This window comes from Kitasatospora sp. NPDC056076 (assembly GCF_042266305.1).
GTDB lineage: Bacteria > Actinomycetota > Actinomycetes > Streptomycetales > Streptomycetaceae > Kitasatospora.
This window is the reverse complement of sequence record NZ_JBHJWG010000058.1, coordinates 35,094-47,556: the sequence shown is the minus strand read 5'-3', so window position 1 is coordinate 47,556 and position 12,463 is coordinate 35,094. Positions and strand designations below refer to the sequence as shown.

Sequence of the window (12,463 nt, the reverse complement as noted above, 5' to 3'; positions counted from 1 at the left end):
GGCCGCCCGCCGCCGCCCGCCGCCGTCCGCGGCCGCCGCGGGCGGGTGGGGGCGTGACCGGCCCGTGCGCACACCACCGAGCCCCACCCCAGGGGGCTTGTCACCGCAAAACCGACCGTTAAGGTGTTAATCCAACATTCATCCATGCCGCATAGCCTCCGGGGGCTAGCCTCATGCTGAACGTCATCGTCCGACCGGGAGGCGGAACCCCCGTGCAAGGCACTGTCACCACACCGGGCGGCCCCGCCGTGGCCGGGGGCCAGGGCGAGGCCTTCCTCCTCGTCGTGGACGACGAGCCGAACATCCGCGAACTGCTCGCAGCCTCGCTGCGCTTTTCCGGATTCCGGGTCGCCTCCGCCGCGAGCGGGACGGAAGCGCTGGAACTGATCGCCGTCGAACGTCCGGACCTGGTGGTCCTCGACGTGATGCTGCCCGACCTCGACGGCTTCACCGTCGTCGAGAAGCTGCGCGAGCGCACCAACCGGGGCCAGATAGCCGGGCCCGCGCACGGACACCCGGGCGACCACCTGCCGGTGCTGTTCCTCACCGCCAAGGACGGCGTCGGCGACAAGGTGCAGGGCCTGGCCGCGGGCGCGGACGACTACGTCACCAAGCCGTTCAGCCTGGAGGAGCTGATCGCCCGGATCCGGGCGATCCTGCGCCGGGCCGGCGGCCCCGCCGAGGACGGGCGCCTGCTGGTGGCCGACCTCAGCCTCGACCCGGTCGCCCACGAGGTGACCAGGGCCGGCACCCCGGTCGCGCTCTCCCCGACCGAGTTCAAGCTGCTGCACTACCTGATGGCCAACGTCGGCCGGGTGGTGTCCAAGGCGCAGATCCTCGACCACGTCTGGGCCTACGACTTCGGCGGCGACCTCTCCATCGTCGAGTCGTACATCTCCTACCTGCGCCGCAAGCTCGACTCCGGCCCGGCGCACGGTCCCAAGCTGATCCACACCGTGCGCGGCATCGGCTACGCGCTGCGCCGCCCCCCGCAGGGCTGACGGGCCGGCCCGTGTTCACCCGCTTCACCTCCCGGTTGTCGCTTCGCGCCCGGCTCCTGATCCTCGCCCTCGTGCTGGTGACCACCGGTCTCGCGGTCAGCGACACCTTCGTGCTGGGCGCCGTGCGGGCCCAGCTGGTGGAGCAGCTGGACGAGCAACTCCAGCGCTACGGCGTGCCGTTGTCCCGCAAGGCGCCGATGCAGCTGAGCACCCCGGGCAGCAGCAAGCCGGTCGTCTCGGGGCGCCGGATCAGCCTGCCCAGCCAGTACCTGGTGCAGTGGCTGTCCGCGGACGGCAAGGTCCAGACCTCGCTCCGCCAGCCCGTCTCGGACACTGACCCGGCCCCCCAACTCGGCGGCCTGGACCCGACCCAGACCGCCCCCGACACCCCCTTCGACCTGCCCGACCAGCGCGGCCACCACAGCTGGCGGGTCCTGGTGCTGCCGATCCAGGCCCCGCGCACGCCGACCCCCGGGCCCGGCGTGTTCGCCTCCCCGGTCAGCACCCCGACCTACGTCATGGTCGCCGTCTCCCGCGAGGACATCGACACCACCGTCGGCCGGCTGAGCACCTCCTTCCTGGCCATCGGCGGCGGCGTCCTGCTGCTCATCGCCGCGCTCGGCTTCTTCGCCGTCCGGGCCGGGCTGCGGCCGCTGCGGCGGATCGAGGAGGGCGCCGCGCGGATCGCGGCCGGCGAACTCTCGCACCGGATGCCGGAACTCTCCCCCGGCACCGAGGTCGGACGGCTGTCCGTCGCGCTCAACGGCATGCTCACCCAGATCGAGGCGGCCTTCGCGGCCCGCGCCGAGTCCGAGGCCCGGATGCGGCGCTTCGTCGCCGACGCCTCGCACGAACTGCGCACCCCGCTGGCCGGCATCCGCGGCTTCGCCGAGCTGTACCGGATGGGCGCGCTGCCCACCGGGGCGGACGTCACCCGGACCATGAGCCGGATCGAGAGCGAGGCCGTCCGGATGGGCACCCTGGTCGAGGACCTGCTGGTGCTCGCCCGGCTCGACGAGGAACGCCCGCTCGACCTCGCCCCGATGGACCTGCGCACCCTCGCCGCCGACGCCCTGCACGACCTCACCGCGCTCGACCCCAGCCGCCCGGTCGCCCTCACCGGCCCGGCCGGCACCGGCGCGCCCGGAGCGGCGCCCGTCCTCGGCGACGAGGCGCGGCTGCGGCAGGTGGTCACCAACCTGGTCGGCAACGCCGTCAAGCACACCCCGCCCGGCACCCCGGTGCGGATCGGGGTCGGCGGCGGGCCCGACGGGGTCTGCCTGCTGGAGGTCGCCGACACCGGGCCGGGCCTCACCGAGGAGCAGGCCCAGCGGGTCTTCGACCGCTTCTACCGGGTCGACGCCTCCCGCAGCCGCGACAACGGCGGCGGCGGCGGACTCGGCCTCGCCATCGCCACCGCCCTCACCCGCGCCCACGGCGGCACCCTCACCCTGGACACCGCCCCGGGCGCCGGCGCTACGTTCCGGGTCGAACTGCCCACGAATGGCGACCGGGTTTCCTGAGCCCTCGTCGACCGTCTTTGTCGACTCGTCAATTCCGCTGCGGACCGGGCAATTACAGCCTCCCTCCCATTGCCGGAAACCGGCATGGAGAGCAAAGAATCCGTATGCCTATGATCGGCGCTGCCGGAGCGTCAGAAGGCGCCCCGGAAAGGGTATGTGCTTTCCTTTTCGACCCGAAAGGGGTCATGGTGAAACTCCGCCGTACGCTGGTCTCGGCCGCCCTCGTCGCCGCCGTGCTCTCGCCCGCCGCCGTACTCTCCGCGGCACCCGCCTTCGCGGAGTCGGCTCCGGCGGCGCAGACCCAGAGCGACACCGGCTCGATCGCCGCCCTGGAGAAGGCCGCCGCCGACGCGGCCAAGGCCTACCAGAAGGCCAAGACCGAGCAGGCCGACATCGCGGCCAAGCTCGAAGCCTTCGACCCGGAGCCCTACCTCGCCAAGCACCGCGAGGCCCAGGCGGCCGCCAAGAAGGCCACCGAGGCCCGGACCGCCGCCGAGGACGAGCTCCACCAGGCCATGTCCGTCTACGACAAGGCGTCGGACGCCGAGCGCGAGAAGGCCCGGCAGGACCTGCTGAAGGCGATGGACAAGGCCAACGCCGCCATCGCCGCCGAGAAGAAGGCCCAGGCGGCCGCCGCGGCCACCGGCACGGCGGCGGACGACGCCAAGGTCGACCTCTACCGCAAGGCCAACGAGGCCAACAAGGCGGTCGACGCCGCCCTGGCCGCGAAGAACATCGCCGACAAGGCCCTCGCCGAGGCCAAGGCCGCGGCGGAGAAGCCCGCCGAGAAGCCGGTCGAGAAGCCGGTCGAGAAGCCGGCGGACAAGCCCGCCGACCAGGGCGCCCAGCAGCCCGGCACCGTCACCCCGGTCACCGACAAGTCGCCCGCGACGTCCACCACTTCGACCCAGCAGACGGGCACCACCAAGACCACCACCGCGACCACCACCGCGACCGCCGCCACCACCGGTTCGGCCACCGAGCTCGCCGAGACCGGCTCCAACCCGGCCACCCCGTACCTCGCCCTCGGCGCCGCCACCGCCATCGGCCTCGGCGCCGCCGCCCTCTACGTCTCGCGCCGCAAGGGCGCCCGCGCCACCTCCTGACCCACCCGGTCCGCGCCCGCTCGGGAGGAGGACGCGGACCCGCTGCACCCCGAACCGCAGGGCAGGCCCCTCCCGGCCCGCCCTGCGGTTTCGCGTTTCCGCACCTTAAACGCCCCGTTCGGGTGAACCCCGGGCCATTCACCCGATCAGCCCTCCGGTCGTGTGCGACCGTGCTGCCGTCGCTTGTGCGAGATCGCGCAGGCTCATCACACTGGACGGGAAAGAGGTGTCTCGTGAGCGCACTCGTTGCTGAGGTGACCGTCGTGGACCGTGACCAGGTGCTGTGGGAGATGTGGAAGTCCTCGGACGAGTTCGAGGGCTACCGCGTGGAGATCCTCGATGAGGAGGGCCTGACGGTGTCACCCACCGGTAACAGTCGCCACGCTCGTATCAACAGGCGGCTGCTCGCGGCCCTGGTCGGCCACCTTCAGGGGTCCGAGTGGGCACCGGGCACCGACTGCAATGTCATCCACGGGCTCAAGGTGTTCATCCCTGATGTGTATGTGACACCCGAGGACGACGAAGAGATCGAGCATCCGGACGGTCTGGGTCTGCTGGCGTCCGGAATCCCGCTGGTCGTCGAGACCGTCTCGCCGGGTCCCAAGGCCCGTACGCGCGACCATCTCCTCAAGCGCTGCGCCTATGCCGCCGCTGCCATTCCGGTGTACGTGATCATCGACGACTATGACGAGGGTGGCACCGTGACCATCCTGACCAGCCCTGACCCCGGTCGCGGGGAGTACCTCTCCACGTCTCGGATCCCGTACGGCAAGGAGGCCGTGATCCCCGAGGGCCCGGCCAAGGGCTTCGTGATCGGCCCCGAGATCACCGGAGAGCCCCGTGGTTGATCCGACGTCCGTCTCCTTCAAGCGGGACCTCTCCGAGTGGCGGATCGCCCTCGTCGCCTGGCGGTTGCTGGTCCTCCAGGCGGCGGATCCGGTGGTGGCGGCCGGGATGCAGGAGCACTCGACCTACCGGGCACACCCGTGGCGGCGGATCGAGCACACGCTGGGCAGTGGCCGGCGGCTGTTCTACGCGGACGCGGAGGCCCTGCGCCGGGAGGTGGCCCGGCTGAACCGCGCCCACAAGCGGATCAGCGGCACGATGCCGGACGGCCGGGCGTACGACGCCCGGGACGCGGCGACCAGGGTGTGGGTGCTGCTGACGCTGTTCGAGTGCGTGGCGGCCATGCGGCGGCTCGGCGGGGACGGCTACGACGCGGACCAACTGGAGCTGGTGTACGCGGAGTTCAGGGAGGCGATCGCGGCCTTCGAGCTGCCGGAGGAGGAGCTCCCGAAGACCGCCGCCGACCTGCCCGGGTACTTCGCCCGGTACGCCGCCGAGAAGCTGGAGTTCACCGAGGCCGCCCGCTACCTCCTGGACGACATCCTGCACGAGGCGCCCCGCCCGCGCCGGCTGTGGTTCCTCGGGGACGCCGGGTGGCGGGTCACCCGGTCCCTGGTCGCCCGGCTGCTCCGTGAGTTGACGGTGGCGGACCTGCCGCCGGCCGTGCGGGAGCGGTTCGGCCTGGTCCGGACCCGGCGGGGCGCCCTGCTGTCGGTGCTGCTGCACCGCGGTGCCGGGATCGTCGTGCCGCGCCTCCCGGAGCGGCTGCGCTACCGGGCCCCGGAGGAGCAGGCCCCGCCGCGCCGGCTGCGGCCGCAGCGCCGGGACGCGCGCGGCTCCCGGGTGGACCGGTTCTTCCGCGAGGTGCTCGACCAGACCGGGGACGGCGTGATCACCGTGCACGACCTGCGGGCGATGGCCCACAACGTCTGCTGGCAGCTGGAGTTGGACGAGGCCGCGGAGGCCCGGGTGTACGCGGCCTTCGACGGGTGGTGGGAGCAGCTGCGGGTGGCGATGGACGCCGACGGGAACGGCGAGGTGAGCCGGGAGGAGTTCGTGGCGGGGACGCTGGCGGGCTGCGACCGGGACGACGCGTACCTGGAGCAGGGGCTGCTGCCCGCTCTGCGGGCGGTGTTCACCGCGGCCGACACCGACGGCAGCGGCTTCCTGGAGTTCGACGAGTACCGCGCGGTGTTCGGCGGCCCGCGGGTGCACCCGGCCGAGCTGTCGCACGGTTTCCGCCAGTTGGACACGGACGGGGACGGGCGGATCACGGTGGAGGAGTTCGTGGGGGGCTTCACCGAGTTCTTCACCGCCCGGGCCGACTCGACCTCGGGCGCCCAGCTCCTCGGCCGTCCGTAGCCGAGGTCAGCCCACAAGCCCACAGCCGAGCAGGCGCTCAGCGCCTAGCACGCCCCGCCCGCGACCGCGAGCGGGGCGTGCCGCTGTCAAGCGCCGGTTCGGCCAAGAGCGACGCGCCGTCCGCCCGCTCGTTCGTTGCCCCGGGCCCGGCCGGTCCGCAGACTGTGCGCACCGCCCGCACACACCGTGACGCACCGCACAGGGATGTCAACCCCACCCCACCTGCGGTTCCCCCGTAAGGATGGTGGATACTGTGCTTGTGAACGTGTTCACGTTCACAAGCGGACAAGCTTGCACGGGTGTGCGGCGGTCTACGGCTATAGATGAAGTTTGTCCGGAACACGCCCTGAGAAAGGGCCGGTTGGGAGAGAGGGCGACGTGGAACTGGCAATCGCTCACGAGACGATCGCGCGATGGCAATTCGGAGTCACCACCGTCTACCACTTCCTCTTCGTACCGCTCACCATCAGCCTGGCCGCGATCGTGGCCGGGCTGGAGACCGCCTGGGTGCGTACGAACAAGGAGAAGTACTTCCACGCGACGAAGTTCTGGGGAAAGCTCTTCCTCATCAACATCGCGATGGGCGTCGTCACCGGAATCGTCCAGGAATTCCAGTTCGGCATGAACTGGTCCGACTACTCCCGCTTCGTCGGTGACGTCTTCGGCGCCCCGCTCGCGATGGAGGCGCTGATCGCCTTCTTCTTCGAGTCCACCTTCATCGGCCTGTGGATCTTCGGCTGGGACAAGCTGCCGAAGAAGATCCACTGCGCCTGCATGTGGATGGTCGCGCTGGGCACCGTGCTCTCCGCCTACTTCATCCTGGCCGCCAACTCCTGGATGCAGCACCCGGTCGGCTACGCGATCGACCCGGCCACCGGCAAGGCGCAGCTCACCGACATCGCCGCGGTGCTGTTCCAGAACACCACCCTCACCGTCGTCTTCCACACCCTGACCGCCGCTTTCCTCACCGGCGCCGCCTTCATGGTCGGCATCTCCTCCTTCCACCTCTGGAAGGCCAAGCGCAAGCCCGAGGGCGCCGACCCGAAGAAGACCGCCGTGATGCGCACCTCGCTGCGGCTCGGCCTGGTCCTCGCCGTGGTCTTCGGCGCCGGCACCGCGCTCAGCGGCGACACCCTCGGCAAGGTCATGTTCGAGCAGCAGCCGATGAAGATGGCCGCCGCCGAGGCACTGTGGGACACCCAGTCGCCCGCGCCGTTCTCGATCTTCGCGGTCGGCGACGTCAGCAAGGGCCACAACTCGGTCGAGCTGGAGATCCCCGGGATACTCTCCTTCCTCGCCCACAGCGACTTCAGCTCCTCCGTGCCCGGCATCAACGACACCGCGGCCGCCGAGGCCGCCGCGCACGGCGGCGACCCCAAGGACTACATCCCGAGCGTCTTCGTGACGTACTGGGGCTTCCGCTTCATGATCGGCTTCGGGATGACCTCCTTCGTCGCCGCCCTGATCGGCCTCTGGACCACCCGCCGGAAGTTCCTGCTGCGCCCCGAGTTCCGCACCGGCGACACCGAGGTGCCCCGGCTGATGCTCACCCCGTCCAAGGAGATGGGGCCGCTGCTCACCAAGTGGAGCTGGCGGATCGGCATCCTGACCATGGGCTTCCCGCTGATCGCCAACAGCTTCGGCTGGATCTTCACCGAGATGGGCCGTCAGCCCTGGGCCGTCTTCGGCCTGATGACCACCGCGAGCGCCGTCTCCCCGAACGTCGGCATCGGCACCCAGATCGGCGCGCTGGCCACCTTCACCACGCTGTACGCGATCCTCGCCGTCGTCGAGGTCCGGCTGCTGGTCAAGTACGCCAAGGCCGGCCCGGTGGTGACCGAGCAGCCCCCGGCCAAGGACCCGTCGCTGCGCGGCCCGGCCGCGGACGAGGACGCCGACAAGCCGCTCGCCTTCGCCTACTGAACCCGTACTGAACCCGTACTGAACCGTACTGACCCACGGAAAGGAGACCTAGGGTCATGCAACTCCACGACGTCTGGTTCGTGCTGATCGCGGTCCTGTGGATCGGCTACTTCTTCCTGGAGGGCTTCGACTTCGGGATCGGCATCCTCACCAAGCCGCTCGCCCGCGACACCGCCGAGCGGCGGGTCCTGATCAACACCATCGGCCCGGTCTGGGACGGCAACGAGGTCTGGCTGCTGACCGCCGGCGGCGCGACCTTCGCCGCCTTCCCGGACTGGTACGCGACCCTGTTCAGCGGCTTCTACATCCCGCTGCTGGCCATCCTGGTCTGCCTGATCGTCCGCGGCGTGGCCTTCGAGTACCGGGCCAAGCGGGACGGCGCCCGGTGGCAGCGCAACTGGGAGGAGGCCATCTTCTGGACCTCCCTCCTGCCGGCCTTCCTGTGGGGCGTGGCCTTCGCCAACATCGTCCGCGGCGTGGACATCGACGCGCAGAAGAACTACGTCGGCGGCCTCGCCGACCTGCTCAACCCGTACGCGCTGCTCGGCGGGCTGGTGACGCTCACCCTGTTCACCTTCCACGGCGCGGTGTTCGCGGCGCTCAAGACCGTCGGCGAGATCCGTGAGCGGGCCCGCCGGGCCGCCCGGTACGCAGGCCTGGCCGCCGCCGTCCTCGCCCTCGCCTTCCTGGTCTGGACCCAGGCGGACAGCGGCAACGGACGCAGCCTGGCCGCCCTGGTGGTCGCGGTGCTGGCCCTGGCCGGCGCCCTGGCGGCCAACCAACTCGGCCGCGAGGGCTGGGCGTTCATCCTCTCCGGGGCGACCATCGTGGCCGCCGTGGCGATGCTCTTCCTGGCGCTCTTCCCGAACGTCATGCCGTCCACGCTCAACCCGGACTGGAGCCTGACCGTCACCAACGCGGCCTCCTCGCCGTACACGCTCAAGCTGATGACCATCGTGGCCGCCGTCTTCACCCCGCTGGTGCTGCTCTACCAGGGCTGGACCTACTGGGTGTTCCGCAAGCGGATCGGGGTCCAGCACATCCCCGGCCACCAGGCCGGTCAGCAGCCCGCCGCCCCGGCCGACCGGGCCTGACGCCGTGCAGCCGGTCGACCCGCGCCTGCTCGCGCACGCCCGCACCACCCGTGCCTTCCTCGTCGGATCCGTGCTCCTCGGCGGGGCGGGCGCGGTCCTGGTGGTCGCCCAGGCGAGCCTGATCGCCGAGATCGTGGTCCGCGCCTTCCAGCGCGGGGCCGGCCTCGGCGAACTGACCACCCCGCTGGTCCTGCTCGCCCTGACCGCCGTCGGCCGCGGGCTGGTCGGCTGGCTCACCGAACTCACCGCGCACCGGTCCGTCGCCCGGGTGAAGTCCACCCTGCGGCGCCGGCTGCTCGACCACGCCACCGCGCTCGGCCCGTCCTACCTGGCGGGCCGGCGCACCGGCGAACTCACCACCCTCGCCACCCGCGGCATCGACGCCCTCGACGACTACTTCGCCCGCTACCTGCCGCAGCTCGCGCTCGCCGTGGTCGTGCCGGTGATCGTGCTGCTGCGGATCGGCGGCGCCGACCTCACCTCCGCCGCGATCATCGCCGGGACACTGCCGCTCATCCCGCTGTTCATGGTGCTCATCGGGATGGCCACCCAGTCCCGGATGGACCGGCAGTGGAACACCCTGGCCCGGCTCTCCCACCACTTCCTGGACGTGGTCGCCGGCCTGCCCACCCTCAAGGTGTTCAACCGGGCCCGCACCCAGGCCGCCACCATCGCCCGGATCACCGCCGACTACCGCAAGGCCACCCTGCGCACCCTGCGGATCGCCTTCATCTCCTCCTTCGCCCTGGAACTGCTCTCCACCCTCTCCGTCGCCCTGGTCGCGGTTACCGTGGGCTTCCGGCTGGTCGACGGCAGCATGGACCTGGAGACCGGGCTGCTGATCCTGGTCCTCGCCCCCGAGGTGTACTTCCCGATCCGCCAGGTCGGCGCGCTCTACCACTCCAGCGTCGAGGGGCTCACCGCCGCCGACGAGATCTTCCGGGTGCTGGAGACCCCGCTGCCCGCCGCCGGCACCCGCCCCGCCCCCGACCTCACCGGCGCCGTGATCACCGCCGAGGGCCTGACCGTACGCCACCCCGGCCGCGCCCTGCCCGCCCTGGACGGCGCCGCACTCACCCTGCGCCCCGGCTCCAGCACCGCCCTCACCGGGCCCAGCGGGGCCGGCAAGTCCACCCTGCTGGCCGTCCTGCTCGGCCTCACCGCCCCCGAGGCCGGCACCGTCCGGATCACCGCCGCCGACGGCAGCACCCACGACCTCGCCGACCTGGAGCCGGACAGCTGGCGACGGCAGATCGCCTGGGTGCCCCAGCGCCCCCACCTGTTCGCCGGGACGATCGCCGACAACCTGCGGCTGCACCGCCCCGAGGCCCCCGACGCGCAGCTGTGGACGGCGCTGCGGGCCGCCCACGCGCTCGACTTCGTCACCGACCTGGACGCCGAGCTGGGGGAGGACGGCGCCGGGCTCTCGGCCGGCCAGCGCCAGCGCCTCGCCCTCGCCCGGGTCCTGCTCGCCGACGACCGGCCGCTGGTGCTCCTCGACGAGCCCACCGCCCACCTGGACGGCGACTCCGAGGCGGCCGTCGTGGCCGCCGTCCGGACCCTCGCCGAGGACCCGGCGCGCACCGTGCTGGTGGTCGCCCACCGGCCGGCGCTGCTGGCGGTCGCCGAGCAGCGGATCCGGCTGGCGGGGCCCGTCGCCGCCTCCGCCGCCGACTCCGCCTCCGCCGCCGACTCCGCCTCCGCCGTCGGCGCCCCGGCCCCGGTCGTGCCGCTCGCCCACACCGGCGAGCCCACCCCCGCCCCCGCCGCGCCGGAGGAGCCGGAGGCCGAACCCGCCGCCCCCCGGCTGGCCCTGTCGGTGCTGCTCGGCGCGCTCGCCCTGGGCAGCGCCGTCGCCCTGATGGCCACCTCCGGCTACCTCATCTCCCGGGCCTCCCAGATGCCCCCGGTGCTCTACCTGATGATGGCCGTCACCTCCGTCCGCGCCTTCGGCATCGGCCGCAGCGTCTTCCGCTACGCCGAACGGCTGGTCTCCCACGACGCGGTGCTGCGCACCCTCGGCACCCTGCGGGCCGCCGTGTACCGCCGGCTGACCGTGCTCGCCCCCGCCGGACTGCCCGCCTTCCGGCGCGGCGACCTGCTCTCCCGGCTGGTCGCCGACGTCGACGCGATCCAGGACCACCACCTGCGCTGGCGGCTGCCCGCCGCCGTCGCGGCCGTGGTCGCGCTCGTCTCGGCCGTCGCGATGGGCGCCTTCCTGCCCGCCGCCGGGCTGGTGCTCGGCCTCGGACTGCTGCTCGCCGGAGTGCTGGTGCCCGCGCTGGCCGCCCGCTGGTCGGCCGGCGCCGAGCAGCGCCAGGCCCCCGCCCGCGGCCGCCTGGCCACCGCCGTGGTGGACGGCCTCACCGGCACCGCCGAACTCACCGTGGCCGGCGCGCTGCCCGCCCGGCTGGCCGCCGTCCGCAGCGCCGACGCCGCCCTGACCGGCCTCGCCGCCCGCTCCGCCGCCACCACCGCGCTCGGCACCGGGCTGATCACCCTGCTCACCGGGCTGACCGTGGTCGCCGCGGCCGCCGTCGGCATCCAGGGGGTGCGCGACGGCGCCCTCGCCCCGGTCTGCCTGGCCGTCGTGGTGCTCACCCCGCTGGCCGCCTTCGAGGCCGTCACCGGGATGCCGCTCGCCGTCCAGGCCCGCCAGCGCAGCCGCGCCGCCCGGGCCCGGCTGGACGAGGTGCTGACCACGCCGCCGGTGGTGGCGGAACCTCAGGACCCGTCACCGGCCGCACTGCCCGGACGGCCGCTGCCCGTCGCGGTGCGCGGGCTGACCGTACGGCACCCCGGGCAGGCCGTGGACGCGCTCACCGCCGTCGACCTCGACCTCGCGCCCGGCCGGCGGATCGCCGTGGTCGGCCCCTCCGGCTCCGGCAAGACCACCCTCGCCCAGGCGCTGCTGCGCTTCCTGGAGCCCGCTGCCGGGTCCGTCACCTTCGCCGCCGGCCGTCCACAGGCTGTGGACAGCCGCGCGCTCGCGGGCGAGGACGTCCGCCGGGTGATCGGCCTCTGCGCCCAGGACGCCCACGTCTTCGACAGCTCGCTGCGCGAGAACCTGCGGCTCGCCCGCCCCGACGCGGACGAGGACGAGCTGCGCGCCGCCCTCGCCGCCGCCCGGCTGCTGGACTGGACCGAGGGCCTGCCGGACGGCCTGGACACCATGGTCGGCGAGCACGGCGCCCGCCTCTCCGGCGGCCAGCGCCAGCGCCTCGCGCTCGCCCGGGCGCTGCTCGCCGACTTCCCCGTGCTGGTCCTGGACGAGCCCGCCGAGCACCTCGACCTGCCCACCGCCGACGCCCTCACCGCCGACCTGCTGGCCGCCACCGCGGGCCGCACCACCGTGCTGATCACCCACCGGCTGGCCGGACTGGACGACACCACCGTGGACGAGGTGCTGGTGCTGGACGCCGGCCGGGTGGCCGAGCGCGGCCGCTGGTCCGAGCTGGTCGCCGATCCGGACGGGCGGCTGCACGCGCTGTGGCGCCGGGAGCGGGAGGCGGACGGTCTGCTGGTGGCGGAGGCACCGCCGGCGGCGGGGGCACCGTTGGCGGCGGTGGGGCACTGAGGGCGGCGGTGGGGCACTGATGGCCGCATCG

The 12,463-nt window shown here is 72.9% G+C and carries 8 protein-coding genes; all 8 read left to right on the top strand.

Going from position 1 to position 12,463, the window contains the following annotated elements; all coding sequences use genetic code 11:
- Positions 1 to 212: 212 nt before the first annotated feature.
- Positions 213 to 1,001, top strand: a complete 789-nt coding sequence (locus ACFC1T_RS33945) for a response regulator transcription factor (protein ID WP_375895337.1) — start codon at positions 213 to 215, stop codon at positions 999 to 1,001.
- Positions 1,002 to 1,012: 11 nt separating this feature from the next.
- The gene (locus ACFC1T_RS33940; protein WP_375895335.1) at positions 1,013 to 2,524 is read left to right on the top strand and encodes a sensor histidine kinase; all 1,512 of its coding nucleotides are present in this window, start codon (positions 1,013 to 1,015) and stop codon (positions 2,522 to 2,524) included.
- 185 nt (positions 2,525 to 2,709) lie between these two features.
- Positions 2,710 to 3,630 carry an LAETG motif-containing sortase-dependent surface protein gene (locus tag ACFC1T_RS33935; protein WP_375895332.1) on the top strand — a complete coding sequence of 307 codons (921 nt, stop codon included), beginning with the start codon at positions 2,710 to 2,712 and terminating at the stop codon, positions 3,628 to 3,630.
- A 233-nt stretch (positions 3,631 to 3,863) separates the two neighbouring features.
- On the top strand, positions 3,864 to 4,478 hold the full coding sequence (locus tag ACFC1T_RS33930; protein WP_375895329.1) for a Uma2 family endonuclease: 615 nt from the start codon (positions 3,864 to 3,866) through the stop codon (positions 4,476 to 4,478).
- Positions 4,471 to 5,838: an oxygenase MpaB family protein gene (locus ACFC1T_RS33925; protein ID WP_375895327.1), complete on the top strand. Its 1,368-nt coding sequence runs from the start codon at positions 4,471 to 4,473 to the stop codon at positions 5,836 to 5,838. Before ACFC1T_RS33930 ends, ACFC1T_RS33925 begins: the two co-directional genes overlap by 8 nt.
- Before the next feature lie 378 nt (positions 5,839 to 6,216).
- Positions 6,217 to 7,761: a cytochrome ubiquinol oxidase subunit I gene (locus tag ACFC1T_RS33920; protein ID WP_375895324.1), complete on the top strand. Its 1,545-nt coding sequence runs from the start codon at positions 6,217 to 6,219 to the stop codon at positions 7,759 to 7,761.
- 56 nt (positions 7,762 to 7,817) lie between these two features.
- Complete coding sequence (gene cydB / locus ACFC1T_RS33915) at positions 7,818 to 8,855, top strand: cytochrome d ubiquinol oxidase subunit II (protein WP_375895323.1); 1,038 nt, start codon at positions 7,818 to 7,820, stop codon at positions 8,853 to 8,855.
- Between the two features lie 4 nt (positions 8,856 to 8,859).
- On the top strand, positions 8,860 to 12,432 hold the full coding sequence (cydD, locus tag ACFC1T_RS33910) for a thiol reductant ABC exporter subunit CydD (RefSeq protein WP_375895321.1): 3,573 nt from the start codon (positions 8,860 to 8,862) through the stop codon (positions 12,430 to 12,432).
- Positions 12,433 to 12,463 lie beyond the last annotated feature (31 nt).